Source organism: Terrabacter ginsenosidimutans, assembly GCF_039539425.1.
GTDB classification, from domain to species: Bacteria; Actinomycetota; Actinomycetes; order Actinomycetales; family Dermatophilaceae; genus Terrabacter; species Terrabacter ginsenosidimutans.
The window spans coordinates 171,486-190,494 of record NZ_BAABDC010000004.1 but is presented as its reverse complement, the minus strand read 5'-3'; the positions used below and the strand labels follow the sequence as shown (position 1 = coordinate 190,494).

The 19,009-nt window shown below is 71.7% G+C and carries 18 protein-coding genes; 13 read left to right on the top strand and 5 right to left on the bottom strand.

Annotated elements, in window-relative coordinates:
- The first annotated feature begins 64 nt into the window (after positions 1-64).
- The 7 genes from ABD831_RS13670 to ABD831_RS13640 all read left to right on the top strand — a co-directional run bounded on the left by ABD831_RS13670 (position 65) and on the right by ABD831_RS13640 (position 6,033).
- Complete coding sequence (locus tag ABD831_RS13670) at positions 65-775, top strand: ABC transporter ATP-binding protein (protein WP_344947414.1); 711 nt, start codon at positions 65-67, stop codon at positions 773-775.
- On the top strand, positions 772-1,551 hold the full coding sequence (locus ABD831_RS13665; protein WP_344947411.1) for an ABC transporter permease: 780 nt from the start codon (positions 772-774) through the stop codon (positions 1,549-1,551). The genes ABD831_RS13670 and ABD831_RS13665 overlap by 4 nt, the downstream gene beginning before the upstream one ends.
- A 58-nt stretch (positions 1,552-1,609) precedes the next feature.
- Positions 1,610-2,092, top strand: coding sequence for a DUF2231 domain-containing protein (locus ABD831_RS13660; RefSeq protein ID WP_344947408.1), 483 nt, complete (start codon positions 1,610-1,612; stop codon positions 2,090-2,092).
- A gap of 82 nt (positions 2,093-2,174) precedes the next feature.
- Entirely contained in the window at positions 2,175-3,140 is a 966-nt protein-coding gene (locus ABD831_RS13655) for a COX15/CtaA family protein (protein ID WP_344947405.1), read from the top strand.
- Positions 3,141-3,235: 95 nt separating this feature from the next.
- Complete coding sequence (locus ABD831_RS13650) at positions 3,236-3,940, top strand: response regulator transcription factor (protein ID WP_344947402.1); 705 nt, start codon at positions 3,236-3,238, stop codon at positions 3,938-3,940.
- The gene (locus ABD831_RS13645; protein WP_344947399.1) at positions 3,937-4,983 is read left to right on the top strand and encodes a sensor histidine kinase; all 1,047 of its coding nucleotides are present in this window, start codon (positions 3,937-3,939) and stop codon (positions 4,981-4,983) included. Before ABD831_RS13650 ends, ABD831_RS13645 begins: the two co-directional genes overlap by 4 nt.
- 9 nt (positions 4,984-4,992) lie before the next feature.
- On the top strand, positions 4,993-6,033 hold the full coding sequence (locus ABD831_RS13640) for an NUDIX hydrolase (protein ID WP_344947396.1): 1,041 nt from the start codon (positions 4,993-4,995) through the stop codon (positions 6,031-6,033).
- Positions 6,034-6,063: 30 nt separating this feature from the next.
- On the opposite strand, the gene ABD831_RS13635 is transcribed toward ABD831_RS13640, so the two are convergent.
- A complete protein-coding gene (locus ABD831_RS13635) occupies positions 6,064-7,038 on the bottom strand; it encodes a heme o synthase (RefSeq protein WP_425582831.1) in 975 nt (324 codons plus the stop codon).
- Between the two features lie 198 nt (positions 7,039-7,236).
- Between ABD831_RS13635 and tkt the strand changes: the two genes are divergently transcribed.
- The 6 genes from tkt to pgl are packed head-to-tail and all read left to right on the top strand — an operon-like array spanning position 7,237 to position 16,081.
- Positions 7,237-9,600, top strand: a complete 2,364-nt coding sequence (tkt, locus tag ABD831_RS13630) for a transketolase (protein WP_344947393.1) — start codon at positions 7,237-7,239, stop codon at positions 9,598-9,600.
- A 5-nt stretch (positions 9,601-9,605) separates the two neighbouring features.
- Positions 9,606-10,718, top strand: a complete 1,113-nt coding sequence (tal, locus tag ABD831_RS13625) for a transaldolase (protein ID WP_344947390.1) — start codon at positions 9,606-9,608, stop codon at positions 10,716-10,718.
- Entirely contained in the window at positions 10,715-12,355 is a 1,641-nt protein-coding gene (locus ABD831_RS13620; protein WP_344947388.1) for a glucose-6-phosphate isomerase, read from the top strand. Before tal ends, ABD831_RS13620 begins: the two co-directional genes overlap by 4 nt.
- On the top strand, positions 12,352-13,893 hold the full coding sequence (gene zwf, locus ABD831_RS13615) for a glucose-6-phosphate dehydrogenase (protein ID WP_142178137.1): 1,542 nt from the start codon (positions 12,352-12,354) through the stop codon (positions 13,891-13,893). The genes ABD831_RS13620 and zwf overlap by 4 nt, the downstream gene beginning before the upstream one ends.
- Positions 13,890-15,350: a glucose-6-phosphate dehydrogenase assembly protein OpcA gene (locus ABD831_RS13610; protein WP_344947385.1), complete on the top strand. Its 1,461-nt coding sequence runs from the start codon at positions 13,890-13,892 to the stop codon at positions 15,348-15,350. The genes zwf and ABD831_RS13610 overlap by 4 nt, the downstream gene beginning before the upstream one ends.
- Positions 15,347-16,081: a 6-phosphogluconolactonase gene (gene pgl, locus ABD831_RS13605; protein WP_344947383.1), complete on the top strand. Its 735-nt coding sequence runs from the start codon at positions 15,347-15,349 to the stop codon at positions 16,079-16,081. Before ABD831_RS13610 ends, pgl begins: the two co-directional genes overlap by 4 nt.
- A gap of 145 nt (positions 16,082-16,226) precedes the next feature.
- On the opposite strand, the gene ABD831_RS13600 is transcribed toward pgl, so the two are convergent.
- The 4 genes from ABD831_RS13600 to ABD831_RS13585 form a co-directional block, all read right to left on the bottom strand.
- On the bottom strand, positions 16,227-16,577 hold the full coding sequence (locus ABD831_RS13600) for an RNA polymerase-binding protein RbpA (protein WP_142178143.1): 351 nt from the start codon (positions 16,575-16,577) through the stop codon (positions 16,227-16,229).
- A 12-nt stretch (positions 16,578-16,589) separates the two neighbouring features.
- Positions 16,590-16,835 (bottom strand): preprotein translocase subunit SecG, encoded by a 246-nt coding sequence (secG, locus tag ABD831_RS13595; RefSeq protein ID WP_344947380.1) that lies wholly within the window; start codon positions 16,833-16,835, stop codon positions 16,590-16,592.
- A gap of 148 nt (positions 16,836-16,983) precedes the next feature.
- On the bottom strand, positions 16,984-17,796 hold the full coding sequence (tpiA, locus tag ABD831_RS13590) for a triose-phosphate isomerase (protein WP_142178147.1): 813 nt from the start codon (positions 17,794-17,796) through the stop codon (positions 16,984-16,986).
- Positions 17,796-19,004 carry a phosphoglycerate kinase gene (locus ABD831_RS13585; RefSeq protein ID WP_344947378.1) on the bottom strand — a complete coding sequence of 403 codons (1,209 nt, stop codon included), beginning with the start codon at positions 19,002-19,004 and terminating at the stop codon, positions 17,796-17,798. Before ABD831_RS13585 ends, tpiA begins: the two co-directional genes overlap by 1 nt.
- Between the last annotated feature and the right edge of the window lie 5 nt (positions 19,005-19,009).

The following is a 19,009-nucleotide window of genomic DNA, read 5'->3' as shown; positions in this document are numbered from 1 at the left end:
GGCTCTCCGTCAGGGTCGAGGCGGATGCGGGATGCGTTGACCCCCGAGCCTAGACTCATGAGTCATGACCTCCGCGGTGACACTGTCAGACCTCCACCGCACTTTCGGTCAGGTCGAGGCCCTCGGCGGGCTGACGTGGAGCGCGCCCGTGGGACGCATCACGGCCGTGCTCGGGCCCAACGGGGCGGGCAAGACGACGGCGATCGAGTGCGCGGTCGGGTTGGGGCGTCCCGACCGCGGCACCGTGCGGGTGCTGGGCACCGACCCGTGGCAGGCGAGCGCCGACCACCGGGCCCGGGTGGGCGTCATGCTCCAGGCCGGTGGCCTGCCCAACGGCACCAAGCCGCTCCGGCTGCTGCACCACCTGTCCCGGCTCTACGCCGACCCGCTCGACGTCGACACGGTGGCGCGCCGCCTCGGGGTCACGGGCTTCGCCTCGACGACAGTGAGGCGACTCTCCGGCGGACAGAAGCAGCGACTCGCCCTGGCGGCATCGCTGCTCGGGCGCCCCGAGGTGCTCTTCCTCGACGAGCCCGCTGCCGGCCTCGACCCGCACGGCCGCCTCGACGTGTGGGACCTCGTCACGGAGCAGCGCGACGCCGGCACCACGGTCGTCGTGACGACCCACTCCTTCGAGGAGGCGGAGCGGCTCGCGGACCACCTCGTCATCATGAACGCCGGACGCACCGTCGCCGAGGGGACGCCCGACTCGGTGACGGGCGGCCGTTCCCTCGAGGACGTCTACTTCAGCCTGACCCGCAAGGGAGCCGCGTGAGCACCCCGACCACGCCCATGACCTCGACGGGCTCGCGTGCCGCCACGCCGCGCCGCCGTGTCCTCGCACAGGCGGCGTTCGAGGTCGGCAGCCTGCTCCGCAACGGCGAGCAGCTCCTCGTCTCCCTCGTCCTTCCCGCGATGGCCCTCGTCGGCCTCAGCCTGACGAGCTCGCCGTCCCTCGGTCCCGGCGCCCGCATCGACGTCGCCACCCCGGGGGTCATCGCGCTCTGCGTCATCTCCACTGCCTTCACCTCGCAGGCCATCTCGACCGGTTTCGACCGTCGCTACGCGGTGCTGCGCTACCTCGGGGTCACCCCGCTGGGACGCGGCGGCCTCGTCGCCGCCAAGGTGCTCGCCACGCTCGCCGTCGAGGCGGTGCAGATCGGGGTCATCGCCGTGCTGGGCCTCGTCCTCGGGTGGCGGCCGGAGGTCTCCGGGATCGCGTATGCCGTGCTCTTCGTCGTCGTCGGCACGTGGACCTTCGTGGCCCTGGCCCTCCTGCTCGCCGGCACGCTGCGGGCCGAGGCGGTGCTCGCGATCGCCAACCTCGTGTGGGTGCTGCTGCTCGGGGTCGGCGGCGTCATCGTGCCACGCACCGAGCTGCCGGCCGGCCTTTCACACGTGGTGGCCTTCCTGCCCTCGGCGGGACTCGCCGACGGCCTCCGCTCGTCGCTCGTCGACGGGCAGCTGAACCTGGCCGCCCTCGCTGTCGTCCTCGCCTGGGGACTGGTGGCCACCGTCCTCGCGGCGCGTCTGTTCCGCTTCGACGACTGAACGCACGAGACTGGCCGGACCGCGCGACATCCGACGACCCGACCGGCCTGGAGGCGACGTGTTCGACTACATCTTCGGCCTGCCGATGCACGCCCTCGTCATCCATGCGGTGGTCGTGCTCGTGCCGCTCTCGGCCCTGTCCGCGATCGCCTACGTGCTGCGACCCGCATGGCGGCGGGTGCTGCGCTGGCCGACTGCCGCCGGCGCGGTCGTCTCCGGTGTGTCGGCCTTCGTCGCCGCCGAGAGCGGTGAGGCACTGCAGCGCCGGGTGACGACGGTGCGAGCGGGCACGGTCGACCTCGAGCTGCTGCGCAACCACGTCGACTGGGGCAACCGGGCCAAGCTGCTGTGCCTGCTCTTCATGGTCCTCACGCTCGTCGCGCTCTGGTTCGCCCGACCGCCCGAGGAGGAGTCGCCGCAGGGGCACGCCTTCGACGTGCTCGTCGGCACCTTGGTGGTGCTGTCTGCCGTCGCAGCGGTCGTGACCGTCGTGCTGGCCGGTCACGCCGGCTCGGCGGTCGTCTGGAACGGCCTGGCCTGACGGAGGCCCGGCCGTCACCCCACTCCCCCGGGCCGGCCGGGGCGATTCCCGAGGACCGCGGCGGGCGGCATACCCTTGCTGGGTGTCCTCCACGCCAACCGTGACCGACGTCGACCGCCCGACGAGCGCGAGCCGTCTCGCCCGGGCCGCCGGTCGGATTCCCGTCGACCCGTCGTCCTGGGCGCGGCCACTGCTGCTGGCCAACCTCGTCGGTGAGGTCGGCATCGTGGTCACCGGAGGCATCGTGCGCCTGACCGGCAGCGGCCTGGGCTGCAGCACCTGGCCGGAGTGCCAGCCGGGCTCGTTCACGCCGGTGCGCACCCCCGAGAGCGCCTACCACGACCTCGTCGAGTTCGGTAACCGCACGCTGACCGGCGTCGTCGGCATCCTCGCACTCGTCTCGCTGTGGGTGGTCCTGACCCGCTGGCCGCAGCGTCGCCGGATGCACCTCGTGGCGGGCGGCGTACTCGCCGGCATCCCCGCGCAGGCCGTGCTGGGCGGGATCACCGTCCTCACCGGGCTCAACCCGTGGACCGTCATGTCGCACTTCCTGCTCTCGATGGTGCTCGTCGCGCTCTCGGCGGCCCTCGTGCGCGGATCCCGGGACGACGTGTCGGGCCCCGGCGAGCTCGTCGTGCACCCGCTGGCCCGGACCCTGGCGCTGGGCACCAGCGCGGTCGGAGCCGTCGTGCTGCTCCTCGGGGTCGTCGTGACGGGCTCCGGACCGCACTCCGGCGACGCGGACCGGCCGGCACGCACCGGCTTCGACCCGCGGTTCGTGTCGTGGATGCACGCCGACGCCGTCATGCTCTTCTGCGGCCTCGTCGTCGCCACGCTCGTGGCCGTGCGCATCACCGCCGAGACCGAGGAGGCCCGCCGCGCCTGGACCATGGTCCTGCTCGTGACCGTCGCGCAGGGACTCATCGGCTACGTGCAGTACTTCACCAAGCTGCCGGAGCTCCTCGTCCTCGTCCACATGCTCGGGGCCAGCCTGCTCGTCGTCGTCCTGACCTTCGGCGTCCTCTCGACGAGGCGCCACCCCGTCTGAGCGGGTCCCGGCCGGTCTGAGCTGCCGACCCGACGTCACCGGATCGCAAGGAGTTTCGCGGACCGGGGGTGCCTGCCGCTCCCTACGCTGGAGCCGTGCCCACCGTTCTCGTCGTCGACGACGACCCCACCCTGCGGGAGGTCGTGTCCGGCTACCTGACGCGGGCCGGTCTCGACGTCGTCGAGGCAGAGGACGGGCTCACTGCGCTGGCTCTCGCGCGGGACCGCTCGCCCGACCTCGTCGTGCTCGACCTGACCCTTCCCGGGCTCGACGGGCTCGAGGTGTTCCGCGGGCTCCGGGCGGAGCGGGGGGACCTGCCGGTCGTCATGCTGACGGCCCGGGGCGAGGAGTCCGACCGCGTGCTCGGGCTCGAGATCGGCGCCGACGACTACGTGACCAAGCCGTTCAGCAGCCGCGAGCTCGTGCTGCGCATCCAGTCCATCCTGCGCAGGTCGGCACCCGCAGCGACGGACCCTGCCCGCTCCACCCTCGTGGACGACGACCTGCGCGTCGACACCCGGCGCCACCAGGCCTGGCTCGGCGCCCGGCTCCTCGCCCTGACCAGCCGCGAGTTCGACCTGCTCGCCCACCTCATGGCGCATCCCGGCACCGCGTTCTCGAGGCGCGAGCTGATGGAGCAGGTGTGGGGCTGGGAATACGGCGACGAGTCCACGGTCACCGTGCACGTGCGGCGTCTGCGCGAGAAGGTCGAGCTCGACCCGGCACGCCCCGTCAGGCTGCAGACGGTGTGGGGCGTGGGCTACCGCTGGGACGGCACCTCGCCGACGGGGGCGCCGTGATCGCCGAGGCGGCCCTGCTCGCAGCGCTCGCCGCCGTCGCCGTCGGCGCAGTGGGCGCCCTCGCGGTCCGGGCGCTGGCCGTCCGCTCCCTCGTGACGGCCGCGGTCGTCGCGCCCGTCGTCGTGATCCTCACCGTCGTCGTGGGGGTCGTGGTGACGGCACGCGCCATGTTCATCAACGACCACGACCAGGCCGTCGTCCTCATCGTGACGGCGACCTCGCTCCCCATTGCGGCGGCCTTCGGATGGCTCATCGCGCGGCGCGTCCAACAGCTGATGCGGGCCTCGGCGCAGGAGGCGGCCCAGCGCGACCGCGACCGCCAGGTCGAGCAGAGCCGCCGCGAGCTCGTCGCCTGGGTCTCCCACGACCTGCGCACCCCGCTCGCGGGCATCCGCGCCATGGCCGAGGCCCTCGAGGACGGCCACGCGCCCGAGGACGGCTCCTATCCCGCGCGCATCAGGTCCGAGGCCGACCGCATGTCCGACATGGTCGGCGGCCTGCTCGCCCTCTCCCGGCTGCAGTCCGGCACGCTGCGCCTGGACCTCGCGCCCGTCGACGTGGGCGACCTCGTCTCCGACGCCGTCGCGTCCGCCCGGGTGCTCGCCGACGGTCGCGGCGTCCACGTCACCGGATCGGCCCCACCGCTGGCGGTCACCGCCTCCGCCGACGCCGGCGAGCTGTCCCGTGCCCTGTCCAACCTCGTGACCAACGCGCTGACCCACACCGCTCCCGGCGGCACCGTCGACATCTCGCTCGACGCAGACCCCGACGGCACCGACGGCGCCGGATTCGCGCGCGTCGCGGTGGCCGACGGCTGCGGCGGCATCCCGGAGGACGAGCTCGAGCGACTCTTCGAGCCGGGCTGGCGCGGCACGAGTGCCCGCACCCCGGCCGCAGGTGTCGGGGCGGGGCTCGGGCTGGCCGTCGCCCGGGGCATCGCCCGCGCCCACGGCGGCGAGGTGACGGTCGCCAACACCGGGCCGGGGTGCCGGTTCGAGCTGACCCTCCCCCTCCACGAGCAGCGGACCGAGGAGCATCCCTAGGCTGGGGCGGTGACCGACCAGCCGACGCTCCGTGACGGCGACCTCGTGCTGCGCCCGTGGACGCTCGACGACAGCGGCGTCACGCGGCCCCTGCACGACCGCGAGATCGCCAGGTGGTTCGACTTCCCCGTGGTCGAACCGTCGGCGCAGGAGCACCGGGAGTGGATCCTGCGGACCGCCACCGAGTGGTCCGACCGGACCAAGGCGACCTTCCTCGTGGAGTGGCGCGGTCAGCCCGTCGGCACTGTCGACGTCCGCATGCAGGACCCTGCCGTTGGCGTGCTGTCCTGGGCCGTCTACGCGCCCTACCGCGGCCGAGGGCTGGCCTGGCGGGCCGTGCGCCTGCTCGTCGAGTGGGCCTTCGACGCGCTCGACCTCCAACGGGTCGAGGCCCACGTCAACCCCGAGAACCGCGCCTCGGTGCGCACCGCGCTGCGGGCGGGCCTGCGTCGCGAGGGGCTACTTCGCGGCAACGCCGCCCTGGCCGGAGTCCGCCAGGACACCGTCGTGCTCGGACGGCGCCGCGAGGACGCCCACCCGGACACCCGCGAGGGCTTCACGGCGATGCTCGACTCGACCCTGCCCACCAAGCGCGCGATCGCCCAGGGGGTCCTCCGCCCCAGCTCTCCGGACTCGCCGGGCACGGGCCACGTGCTGCTCTGCGAGCTCGTCTACAAGCGTGAGTGGGACCTGCCCGGCGGCGTCGTGGATGCCCACGAGTCACCCGCTGCCTGCGTCGTGCGCGAGGTCCGCGAGGAGCTCGACCTCGTCGTCACCGCGGGTCCGCTGCTCGCCGTGAACTGGCTCCCGGCCCTGCACGGATGGGGCGACGCCACGGTCTTCGTCTTCGACCTCGGCACCATCGATGTCGACCTCGTCGAGCGGGCACGCCTGCAGCAGCGCGAGATCCGCGGGGTCCACTGGACGGGACCGGACGACTGGAAGGGCCGCGTCGCTCCCTACAACGAGCGACTCCTCAGAGCCCTGGACACCGCGCGCGGGCACGACAGAGGGACGATCTACCTCGAGGACGGCACGCCGGTCTCCTGACCCGCCACACGGCATACGCCGGCGGTGCGCTCAGGAGAAGAACGGGAGCGGCAGGTGCCAGATCGGGTCGAGCGCCACCCCCACGAAGAGGACCGTGAGGTAGGTGATCGAGAAGTGGAAGAGGCGCATCGGCTTGAGCACGTCCTCGGCCACTCCGGCTCGTGCCTTGGCGAGCAGGCGGTGCGCCTCGGTGAGGAACAGCGCGCCCGCGACGACGGCTGCAGTGGTGTAGACCCAGCCCACGTGCTGCACGGGAACGAGCGCGAGCGACGTCAGCACCATCGCCCACGAGTAGGCGACGATCTGCCGTGCGACCACGACGAAGCGCTCGACGACCGGCAGCATCGGCACGTGGGCCGTGGCGTAGTCGTCCTTGTAGCGCAGCGACAGCGGCCAGTAGTGCGGCGGCGTCCAGAAGAAGATGACCATGAAGAGGATGAACGCCGACCAGCTGAGCGAGCCGGTGACGGCGGACCAGCCGATGAGCACCGGCATGCAGCCCGCGGCCCCACCCCACACGATGTTCTGTGCCGTGCGGCGCTTGAGCAGCATGGTGTAGCCGAGGACGTAGAAGAGCAGTGCGCCGAGGGCGAGCCAGGCGCTCAACCAGTTGACCAGCAGACCCAGCCACACCGTCGACACGACCGCGAGCGCCACCCCGAAGACGAGGGCACCGGTGGGGCTCACCGTGCCGGTCACGAGGGGACGCCGGCTCGTGCGGTGCATGACGGCGTCGATGTCGCGGTCGATGTAGCAGTTGAGGGTGTTGGCGGCGCCGGCGGACAGCGTGCCGCCCACCACCGTCGCGACGACCAGCCAGAGGTTCGGCACGCCCTGGTCGGCGAGGAACATCACGGGGATCGTCGTGATGAGGAGCAGCTCGATGATCCGGGGCTTCATCAGCGAGACGTACTGTCCGACGAGGAACTTCAGCCCACTGCCGTCCGGACCTTGCAGCGCCGAGAGGTCGGCGCGGGGGTCCACCGTTGTCACGAAGATCCTCACCGCTGGTACGTCGCTCCGACCCGCTGGGTACGTGAGCATTGCGTCGCAAGTCTAGACCGTCGCCGACGACGGCCGGCACCGCACCGACCCTGCACCGCACGGGTCGTACCGACCATCGGGCATGGTGTCTTCGCTCACAGCGCTGGGACTAGGCTCGTGGCCGTACGTGATCAACCCTTGTTGAAGGAGACCCGTTCCGTGCCCACTGCTGCGTCCAGCACCGCCCCGAAGGCGAAGAAGCCCACCCGATCCGGCAGCACGCCGACGGCGAAGACGAAGGGCCTGCTGGCACAGCGCGACCCGGGTCTGCCACTGCCCCAGGCGAAGAAGGCCGGCTGGAGCGACCTCGACGTCCGCGCCGTCGACACGACGCGCCTGCTCGCCGCAGACGCCGTGCAGAAGGTCGGCAACGGCCACCCCGGCACCGCGATGTCCCTCGCCCCGCTGGCCTACCTGCTCTACCAGAACGTCATGACGCACGACCCGTCCGACCCGGCCTGGCTCGGCCGCGACCGGTTCGTGCTGTCCTGCGGGCACTCGAGCCTGACGCAGTACATCCAGCTCTACCTCAGCGGCTACGGCCTCTCGCTCGACGACCTCAAGTCGCTGCGCACCTGGGGCTCGCTGACGCCCGGCCACCCCGAGGTCCACCACACCCCCGGCGTCGAGATCACGACCGGCCCGCTCGGGTCCGGCCTCGCCTCCGCCGTCGGCATGGCGATGGCCCAGCGCCGCCAGCGCGGCCTCTTCGACCCCGACGCGAAGCCGGGCACCAGCCCCTTCGACCACCACGTGTACGTCATCGCCTCCGACGGTGACATGCAGGAGGGCGTCTCCCACGAGGCCTGCGCCCTCGCCGGCCACCAGGAGCTCGGCAACCTCACGGTCGTCTACGACGCCAACCAGATCTCCATCGAGGACGACACCGACATCGCCTTCAGCGAGGACGTCGCCGCCCGTTTCGAGGCCTACGGCTGGCACGTCGTCGAGGTCGACTGGCGCCAGGACGCCGACGGCGCCACCTACGTCGAGGACGTCGACGCGCTCCTCGCCGCGATCCGCTCCGGCGACCAGGTCGCGAACAAGCCCACCCTCGTCGTCCTGCACACGATCATCGCGTGGCCCGCCCCGACCAAGCAGAACACCGGCAAGTCGCACGGCTCGGCGCTCGGCGACGCGGAGATCGGCGCCACCAAGGAGCTGCTCGGCTTCGACCCGAAGAAGACCTTCACCGTCGAGCCGGCCGTCCTCAAGCACGCGCGCGACGTCGTCAAGCGGGGCAAGGCCGCTCACCGCGAGTGGGACAAGGCCTACAAGGCCTGGCGCAAGGCCAGCCCCGACCGGGCGGACCTGCTCGACCGCATCCTGGCGGGCAAGGCCCCAGCCGGTCTTGCCAAGGCGCTGCCGACCTTCCCCGCCGACGAGAAGGGCGTCGCGACGCGCGCGGCCTCCGGCAAGGTCCTCACCGCCCTCGCCGACGTCATGCCCGAGCTGTGGGGAGGCTCGGCCGACCTCGCCGAGTCCAACAACACGACGATGGAGGGGCAGCCCTCCTTCATCCCCCAGGGCAAGCAGACGCGTGAGTGGAAGGGCGGCCCGTTCGGCCGGACCCTGCACTTCGGCATCCGCGAGAACGGCATGGGGATGATCCTCAACGGGATCGCGCTCGAGGGCCTCACGCGTCCCTACGGCGGCACGTTCCTCGTCTTCTCCGACTACATGCGCCCGGCCGTGCGACTGGCCGCGATCCAGCAGGCACCGGTCACGTACGTGTGGACGCACGACTCCATCGGACTCGGCGAGGACGGCCCGACGCACCAGCCGATCGAGCACCTCGCCGCGCTGCGCGCCATCCCGGGACTCGACGTCGTCCGTCCCGCCGACGCCAACGAGACGGCGGCCGCGTGGGCCGAGATCCTCACCAACGGCGACGGCCCGGCCGCGCTGTGCCTGACGCGCCAGCCGGTGCCCACGTGGGACCGGAAGAAGTACGGGAAGACGAGCGGTGTCGCCAAGGGCGCCTACGTCCTCGTCGAGGAGTCGCGCGCCGGTGACCCCGACGTCGTCCTCGTCGCGACGGGCTCCGAGGTGCAGCTCGCGGTCCAGGCCGCCGAGCGCCTCGAGAAGTCCCGCATCTCCACGCGTGTCGTGTCGATGCCGTGCCGGGAATGGTTCGAGAAGCAGAGCCGTTCGTACCAGGACAAGGTTCTGCCGCCGGCAGTCCGAGCCCGCGTCAGCGTCGAGGCGGGGATCTCGATGGGCTGGCACGACGTCGTCGGCGACGCCGGGCGCATCGTCAGCATCGAGCACTTCGGCGCCTCCGCGGACCAGGCAACGCTCTTCCGCGAGTTCGGCATCACCGCCGACGCGGTCGTCAAGGCCGCCAAGGACTCGATCAAGGCCGCCAAGGGCTCCGCCACCAAGGCACCGGGCGTCACCGAGACCAACCCGGCGCGCGCCGTCCAGAGCGCCTCCACCGACGTCATGGGCGCCGACGCGCAGACCGGCAGCGGCAACGCCGTCCGCGCAGCCGCCGCCTCCGCACCGAGCAAGGGGAAGTGACCAGCATGACCAACCCGAACACCCAGGCCCTGTCCGACGCCGGAGTCTCGATCTGGCTCGACGACCTGTCGCGCGAGCTCATCGAGACCGGCAAGATCTCGGACCTCATCACCGAACGCAACGTCGTCGGCCTCACGTCGAACCCCTCGATCTTCCAGGCCGCCCTGTCCAAGGGCGACCGCTACAACGACGACCTGGCCGCGCTGACGAAGGACGGCAAGAACGTCGAGGAGGTCGTCCACGAGCTCACGACGTCGGACGTCAGGAACGCCTGCGAGCTCTTCCTCCCGCTCTACGAGTCGACGAAGGGTGTCGACGGCCGCGTCTCCATCGAGGTCGACCCCCGCCTCGCGCACGACACCGACAAGACCGTCGAGCAGGCCAAGCAGCTGTATGCCGACGTCGACCGGCCGAACGTCCTCATCAAGATCCCCGCCACCAAGGCCGGCCTGCCGGCCATCACGGCGACGATCGCCGAGGGCATCAGCGTCAACGTGACCCTGATCTTCTCCCTCGAGCGCTACAGGGCCGTCATGAACGCCTACCTCGAGGGCCTCGAGAAGGCGCACGCGAACGGTCACGACCTCTCCAAGATCCACTCGGTCGCCTCCTTCTTCGTCTCCCGCGTGGACACCGAGATCGACAAGCGGCTCGACGCCATCGGCACCGACGAGGCGCGTGGTCTCAAGGGCAAGGCCGGCCTCGCCAACGCGCGCCTGGCCTACCAGGCCTTCGAGGAGGTCTTCGCGACGCCGCGCTGGGGCACGCTGGCCGAGGCCGGCGCCAACCTCCAGCGACCGCTGTGGGCCTCCACCGGCGTCAAGGACCCCGCCTACCCCGACACCATGTACGTCACGGAGCTCGTCGCCGCCGACGTCGTCAACACGATGCCCGGCGCGACGCTCGAGGCGACCGCCGACCACGGTGACATCCACGGGGACACGGTGACCAGCGGCTACGAGCTGGCCGGGAACCTCCTCGACGACCTCGAGCGCGTCGGCGTCTCCTACACCGAGGTCGTCGAGCTCCTCGAGACCGAGGGCGTCGACAAGTTCGAGAAGGCGTGGGGCGAGCTGCTGGACGGCGTCACCGCGGAGATGGAGAAGGTGACGGCATGAGCTCGCTGTCCGTCAGCGCATCAGGAGCCGCGGCGGACGCGATCGGGAGGCACGTGCCGGCCCTCGTCGACGACGCCGTCGCCAGCCGGCTCTTCGCCCAGGACGCCACCCTGTGGGGCCCGGACGCAGAGTCCGAGTCGCGGATCCGTCTGTCCTGGGTGGGGCTTCCCCGCTCGTCGCGGCCGCTCGTCGGTGAGATCGCCGCTCTGCGCGACTCCTTCGAGGAGCAGGGACTGACCCATGTCGTGCTGTGCGGCATGGGCGGTTCCTCGCTCGCACCGGAGGTCATCTGTGCGACGGCCGGCAAGCCGCTCGTCGTGCTCGACTCCTCCGAACCCGACTACGTCCGTCGGGCCCTCGAGGACGACCTGGCGCACACGGTCGTCGTCGTCTCGAGCAAGTCCGGCTCCACGGTCGAGACGGACTCGCAGCGCCGTGCCTACGAGCAGGCGTTCACCGACGCCGGCATCGACCCGGCGTCGCGCATCGTCGTCGTCACCGACCCCGGCAGCCCGCTCGACAAGGAGTCGCGGGGCAAGGGCTACCGGGTCGTCAATGCCGACCCGGACGTCGGCGGCCGCTACTCGGCGCTGACCGCCTTCGGCCTCGTGCCGAGCGGTCTCGCCGGGGTCGACGTCGAGGCCCTCCTCGACGAGGCCGAGTCCGTCGCCGACGTCCTCGCTGCCGACGACGACGCCAACCCGGGTCTGCGGCTGGGCGCCGCGATGGCCGGCACCGAGCCGCTGCGCGACAAGCTCGTGCTGGTGGACGACGGCTCCGGGATCGTCGGGTTCGCCGACTGGGCCGAACAGCTCATCGCCGAGTCCACCGGCAAGAACGGCACCGGAGTGCTGCCCGTCGTCACCGGCGGGGACGAGGACCCCGAGGTCGCCTCGCCCGCCGGGGACGTCACCGTGGCTCGCCTCGTGGCTGCCGACAGCGAGTCGACACCGGCCGGCGACGCCGCGTCCGAGGTACGCGTCGGCGGCGCCCTGGGGGCGCAGCTGCTCCTGTGGGAGGTCGCGACTGCGGTCGCCGGCCGCCTGCTCGGCATCAACCCCTTCGACCAGCCCGACGTCGAGAGCGCCAAGAAGGCAGCCCGCGCCCTCCTCGACCAGGGCAGCGGGGCGACCGCTGACCCGGCCGCCACGGACGGCGCGATCGAGCTCCGGGCCCTCGGCGGCTCGGGCGACTGGCTGGGCAACGCCACGACCGTGGCCGCCGCTCTCGACGCGCTCTTCGCGCAGCTCGACGCGCAGCACGGCTACGTCGCCGTCATGGCCTACCTCGACCGGCTCGCCGACGCCGACCTCGCCGAGTGCCGCGTGCCGCTCGCCCGCCGCACCGGTCGTCCGACGACGTTCGGCTGGGGTCCGCGGTTCCTGCACTCGACCGGGCAGTTCCACAAGGGCGGCCCCGGTGTCGGCGTCTACGTCCAGGTGACGACGACCCCGAAGGAGGACCTCGCCGTCCCCGGTCGTGAGTTCACCTTCGGTGACTTCATCGCCTCCCAGGCCGGAGGCGATGCCGCAGTCCTCGCCGACCACGGCCGTCCCGTGCTCCAGCTCCATCTGACCGACCACGACGCAGGTCTCGCGCAGCTGCGCGAGGCACTGCAGGCAGGAGGGCGTGCATGAGTCCGGCGCGCATCTCGCACGGGCACAACCCGCTCCGCACCGCCGAGGACAAGCGCATCCCCCGCATCGCGGGACCGTGTGGCCTCGTGCTGTTCGGGGTGACGGGCGACCTCGCCCGCAAGAAGCTCATGCCGGCCATCTACGACCTCGCCAACCGGGGCCTGCTGCCGCCGGGCTTCTCGCTCGTCGGCTTCGCCCGTCGCGACTGGGCGGCGCAGGACTTCGGCCAGGTCGTCCACGACGCCGTCAAGCAGCATGCCCGCACGCCCTTCAGCGAGGACGTGTGGCGCAACCTGTCCGAGGGCTTCCGGTTCGTGCCGGGCACGTTCGACGACCCCGCCGCCTTCGACCTGCTCGCCAAGACGGTCGCCGAGCTCGACCAGGACCGCGGGACGGGGGGCAACCACGCCTTCTACCTCTCGATCCCGCCGGGCTTCTTCGCCACCGTGTGCGAGCAGCTCGAACGCTGCGGTCTGACGACCGCCGAGGGCGACAGCTGGCGTCGCGTCATCATCGAGAAGCCGTTCGGCCACGACCTCAAGAGCGCCCAGGAGCTCAACGAGATCGTCGAGGGCGTCTTCCCGCCGGACTCGGTCTTCCGGATCGACCACTACCTCGGCAAGGAGACGGTCCAGAACCTCCTCGCCCTCCGCTTCGCCAACCAGCTCTTCGAGCCGGTCTGGAACGCCAACTACGTCGACCACGTGCAGATCACCATGGCCGAGGACATCGGCATCGCCGGCCGTGCCGGCTACTACGACGGCATCGGCGCTGCCCGCGACGTCATCCAGAACCACCTGCTCCAGCTGCTCGCCCTGACCGCGATGGAGGAGCCGGTCTCCTTCGACGCCAAGGATCTTCGCGCCGAGAAGGAGAAGGTGCTCTCGGCCGTCCGCCTCCCGGCGGACCTCGACAAGGGCGCCGCCCGCGGCCAGTATGCCGGTGGCTGGCAGGGTGCCGAGGAGGTCGTCGGCTACCTCGAGGAGGACGGCGTCGACCCGCACTCCCGCACCGAGACCTTCGCCGCCGTGACGCTCGAGGTCGACACGCGCCGCTGGGCGGGTGTCCCCTTCTACCTGCGTACGGGCAAGCGCCTCGGCAAACGCGTCACCGAGATCGCGGTCGTCTTCAAGAAGGCCCCGCACCTGCCGTTCGAGCACACCGCGACCGAGGAGCTCGGCCAGAACGCCATCGTCATCCGGGTCCAGCCGGACGAGGGCATCACCCTTCGGTTCGGCTCCAAGGTGCCGGGTGCGCAGATGGAGGTCCGCGACGTCACGATGGACTTCGGCTACGGCTCGTCGTTCACGGAGGCCTCGCCCGAGGCGTACGAACGCCTCATCCTCGACGTGCTGCTCGGCGACCCGCCGCTCTTCCCTCGGCACGAGGAGGTCGAGTCGTCCTGGCGGATCCTCGACCCGCTCATGAGGCACTGGGCCAAGTCGGGCAAGCCGGAGGCGTACCCGGCCGGGACCTGGGGTCCGCCCTCGGCCGACCGAATGCTCGAACGCGACGGACGTACGTGGAGGATGCCGTGATCCGGGACCTGACCGACACCACGACCACGGGGATCAGCAAGACCCTGGTGCGCCTGCGCAACGAGGTGGGTGCGCTCGCTCTCGGGCGTGTGCTCACGCTCGTCGTCGTCGTCGAGGACACCGACGCCGGCAACGCCATCGAGGTCGCCAACCAGGCGAGCAGGCAGCACCCCTGTCGCATCGTCGTCGTCATCGCCGGCGACCGCCGCGGCAAGAACCGACTCGACGCCCAGATCCGCCTCGGTGGTGACGCGGGTGCGAGCGAGATCGTCGTCCTGCGGCTCTACGGTGCGCTGGCCAACCACGGTCCGAGCGTCGTCGTGCCGCTGCTGCTGCCCGACTCCCCCATCGTCGCCTGGTGGCCCGGCGAGGCGCCGGCCGACGTCGGGAAGGACCCGATCGGCGCGATGGCCCAGCGCCGCATCACCGACGTGGCCGAGCACCGCAACCCGCGCCTCATGCTGAAGAAGCGGGCGGCGAGCTACGCCCCCGGCGACACCGATCTGGCCTGGACGCGCATCACCCGCTGGCGGGGGTTGCTCGCCGCCGCGCTCGACCAGCCGCCGTACGAGCCGATCACCGGCGCCGTCGTCAGCGGCGCTCCCGACTCGCCGTCGTCCGACCTGCTCGCAGCCTGGCTCTCGCGGCGCCTCCACGTGCCGGTGCACCGGGTGTCGACGCCGCGCGGCTCCGGCATCGGCTCGGTGCGTCTCGAGCGCAAGAGCGGTCCCATCGACCTCGTGCGACCGGGTGACGTCGTCGCGACGCTGTCGCAGACGGGGCAGCCCGACCGACGGATCAGCCTCCCCCGTCGCGAGCTCCCGGAGTGCCTGGCCGACGAGCTGCGCCGTCTCGACCCCGACGACGCCTACGAGGACGCGCTCCTGCACGGCCTCGGGGCCCTGCAGCCGGTGCGCCTCACGGCCGCCGCGGCGGCCAAGGCCGGGAAGGCGCCCGACCCGGCAGAGTCGCGCCGTCTCGCCGCCCGGCTGGGCCGGGACGAGTCGGCGCAGGAGGCCAGTGCCATGATCACTGCTCCCCCGGCGCCCGAGCACGCCGAGACCGGGGAGGTGCGAGCGGCGACGGCGCGCAAGCTTGCCGGCAAGCGCACACCTCGCGAGAAGCAGGCCGCCAAGGACCGCAAGAAGACGGCAGCCACGTCCTCGCCCTCCTCATCACCCGCTTCATCGTCCTCCTCAGCTGCCTCCGCCACGACGTCGACCGGCAGGGCGGCGGTGAAGAGGGCGGCGACGAAGACGGCTGCGACGAAGGGGACGACGAAGAAGGCTGCGACGAAGGCGCCGACCAAGAAGGCTGCGACGAAGGTCGCCACGCGGAAGACGGCCACGCGCACCACCGCCGGCACGCGCAAGGCCACCGCCAAGAAGGCCACCGCCACCAAGGCGGCTGTGACCACAGCGAGGAAGAGCACGGCGACCGGGACGGCATCCTCGTGACGGCCGGCCCTCGGGTCGTCGTCCACCCGGGCAAGCAGGCCCTCGCAGACGCGGCGGCCGCCAGGTTCGTGACGGCCCTCGTCGATGCCCAGACGCGAAACCCCGAGGCGCAGGTGGCCCTGACCGGCGGGTCGATGGGCTCGGCGATCATCGCCTCGGTCCTCGCCACCCCGGGTCGCACTGCCGTCGACTGGTCGCGCGTCCGGGTCTGGTGGGGCGACGAGCGCTACCTGCCGGCGGGCGACCCGGACCGCAACGACACCCAGAACGACGCGGCCGGGCTCAGTGACCTCGGGCTCGACCCCGCGAAGGTGCATCGGGTCGCCGGGCCCGACACCTCCGACAGCGCCGAGGCCAGCGCCGAGGCGTACGCCCGGACCATCCGCGAGCACGGCCAGAAGGCCTGGGACGTCGTCCTCTTCGGCGTCGGACCGGACGGCCACGTCGCCTCGCTCTTCCCGCACCATCCTGCGCAGCGACTGACAGACGCCATCGCCGTCGCGGTGCACGACTCGCCCAAGCCACCACCGGACCGCGTGAGCCTGACGTTCGAGTGCTTCGAGCGCAGCCACGAGGTGTGGTTCCTCGTCTCGGGCGCCGACAAGGCAGAGGCCGTGGCCGCCGCGCTCCACCCGGACACCGACCGTTGGGACGTGCCGGCCGCCGGTCCCAGGGGTGGCGACGCCACGCTCTGGCTCGTCGACGCGGACGCCGCCTCGAACGTGGGCTGACGCTCACGGACCGTGCCGGACGGACGGTGCCCAACGGCATACGCCGACCGACGGGAACGACACGACGAAGGGCCCGGGAGGATATCCCGGGCCCTTCGTCGTAGGTCGCCACCAGTGTCACCACCGTGGCGGACGACCTGTCAGGTCACTGGATGAGGCCGCGCTCGCGCAGCGTGCTCAGGGCCTCGTCGAGGATCGCGGCGCCGTCGGCGTCGCTGCGACGCTCCTTCACGTAGGCGAGGTGCGTCTTGTAGGGCTCCACCTTCGGCGGCGCCGGAGGGTTCTCCTTGTCCTGGCCGGCCGGGAAGCCGCAGCGCGGGCAGTCCCACGTCTCCGGCAGCACCATGCCCGGCTCCTCGGCGAAGCTGGGGCGCGTCTCGTGCCCGTTGGAGCACCAGTAGGAGATGTGTACGCGAGGGGCGGAGTCGCCGCGCTCGGCCTCGCCCATCGGGCCGGCTCCGACCCGGCTCCCGCGAATGGCGTTACCGCCTGCCATGTACTCGTCCTCTCAGCTCACGAAGCGGGCCAGCAGGCCCAGACCGATGATGGATGCCGCCCACACCGAGGCCACGGCCACCGTGAAGCGGTCGAGGTTGCGCTCGGCGACGGACGACCCTCCGAGCGACGTGGACATGCCCCCGCCGAACATGTCGGACAGGCCGCCACCCTTGCCCTTGTGCAGCAGGATGAACAGGGTCAGGACCAGGCTGGACAGCACCAGCAGGACCTGCAGCACGATGCGAACCGCATCCACGTGGTCACTCCAAATCGTCGGGGTCCCGGGGGTCGGTGGGGCCGGTCGGCCCCGCCCCCACATGTTCCCGGGGCTCGGGCAAGGATACCTGCCCGAGTGCCCAACGACCGAACGGACCCCGCGAGGTCCGCCCGGGCGTCGGGACCGGTCAGGACGTCGCGAGGTGGTCGCGGTAGCGACAGATCGACGCGAACTCGGCAGGGTCGATGGACGCCCCGCCGACGAGGGCGCCGTCGACGTCCTCCTGGGCCATGATCGCCGCGACGTTGTTGGCCTTGACGCTGCCGCCGTAGAGCACGCGCACGCCGTCGGCGACGTCACCGCTGTAGAGCTCGGCGAGCAGGGTACGGATCGCCGCGCAGACCTCCTGCGCGTCCTCGGGAGTCGCGACCTCGCCGGTGCCGATGGCCCAGATCGGCTCGTAAGCGATGACGACCGAGGCGGCCTGCTCCTTGGTGACCCCGTCGAGGTTCTCGCGCAGCTGTGCGACGACGTGCTCGACCTGCCGGCCCTCCTTGCGCACGTCGAGCCCCTCGCCACAGCAGAGGATCGGCGTCAGTCCGTGGGCGTAGGCCGCCTTGACCTTGGCGTTGACGACGGTGTCGGTCTCCCCGTGGCCCTCGCGGCGCTCGCTGTGCCCGACGGCGACGTAGGTGCAGCCCAGCTTGGCCAGGAAGGCGCCGGAGATGTCACCGGTGTAGGCGCCCGACGAGTGCGGCGACAGGTCCTGCGCGCCGTACCGGAGGTCGAGCTTGTCGCCCTCGACGAGGGTCTGCACCGAGCGCAGGTCCGTGAAGGGGGGCAGCACCGCGACCTCGACGGCCGCGTGGTCGTGCTTGGCGTCACGCAGGGTCCAGTCCAGCTTCTGCACGAGGTGCGTGGCCTGCAGGTGGTCGAGGTTCATCTTCCAGTTGCCGGCCATGAGCGGCACGCGCCCGACCTGCTTGGTGTTCCTGGCCATCAGGCGTCACCCTCCTCGAGCACGGTCAGACCCGGAAGCTCCTTGCCCTCGAGGTACTCGAGGCTTGCACCGCCACCGGTGGAGATGTGACCGAAGTCGGAGTCGGCGAAACCGAGCTGGCGGACGGCAGCCGCCGAGTCCCCGCCACCGACGACGGTGAGCGCGCCCCGGCTGGTGATGTCGACGAGCGCCTCGGCCAGCGCCTTGGTGCCTGCGGCATACGGCTCCATCTCGAACGCGCCCATGGGGCCGTTCCAGAACACGGTGCGGCAGTCGGCGAGCTTGTCGGCGAAGAGCGCGCTCGACTCGGGTCCGATGTCGAGACCCATCCGGTCGGCTGGGATCGCGTCTGCCGCGACGACCTCGTGGGCGGCGTCCGCACTGAAGGCGTCGGCCGCGACGACGTCGACGGGCAGGACGATCTCGACGCCCTCCTTCTCGGCCCGGTCGAGGTAGCCCTTGACCGTGTCGATCTGGTCGGCCTCGAGCAGGCTCTTGCCGACCTCGTGCCCCTGAGCGGCCAGGAAGGTGAAGACCATGCCGCCACCGATGAGGAGGCGGTCGGCGGTGCCGAGCAGGTTGCCGATGACGCCGAGCTTGTCGGACACCTTGGCGCCACCGAGCACGACGGCATACGGCCGCTCCGGGTCCTTGGTGAGGCGACGGAGCACGTCGACCTCGGTCGACACGAGGTCGCCGGTCGCATGTGGCAGCAGGCGCGCGACGTCGTAGACCGAAGCCTGCTTGCGGTGCACGACGCCGAAGCCGTCGGAGACGAAGACGTCTGCGAGGGAAGCAAGCTCGCCGGCGAACCCGGCACGCTCCTCGTCGGACTTGGCGGTCTCTCCGGCGTTGAAGCGGAGGTTCTCGAGGAGCAGGACCTGGCCGTCCTCGAGCGCTGCGGCCTTGGCCTTGGCATCGTCGCCGACGGTGTCGTCGGCGAAGACGACCTCGGTGCTCAGCACCTCGGCGAGGCGCTTCGCGACAGGAGCGAGGGAGTACTTCGACTCCGGCGCACCCTTCGGTCGGCCGAGGTGGGCGCAGACGATGACGCGGGCGCCGGCGTCGGCCAGGCCCTTGATCGTGGGAGCCGACGCGCGGATGCGTCCGTCGTCGGTGATCGTCGAGCCGTCGAGCGGCACGTTGAGGTCGGACCGGACGAGGACGCGCTTGCCGCGCAGGTCCCCGAGGTCACTGGTGGTCTTCACGCAGG

Coding starts and splice junctions, on each gene's coding strand:
- ABD831_RS13670 (WP_344947414.1), top strand. CDS start 65: ATGACCTCCGCGGTGACACTGTCAGACCTCCACCGCACTTTCGGTCAG.
- tal (WP_344947390.1), top strand. CDS start 9,606: ATGACCAACCCGAACACCCAGGCCCTGTCCGACGCCGGAGTCTCGATC.
- ABD831_RS13620 (WP_344947388.1), top strand. CDS start 10,715: ATGAGCTCGCTGTCCGTCAGCGCATCAGGAGCCGCGGCGGACGCGATC.
- zwf (WP_142178137.1), top strand. CDS start 12,352: ATGAGTCCGGCGCGCATCTCGCACGGGCACAACCCGCTCCGCACCGCC.
- ABD831_RS13600 (WP_142178143.1), bottom strand. CDS start 16,577: ATGGCAGGCGGTAACGCCATTCGCGGGAGCCGGGTCGGAGCCGGCCCG.
- tpiA (WP_142178147.1), bottom strand. CDS start 17,796: ATGGCCAGGAACACCAAGCAGGTCGGGCGCGTGCCGCTCATGGCCGGC.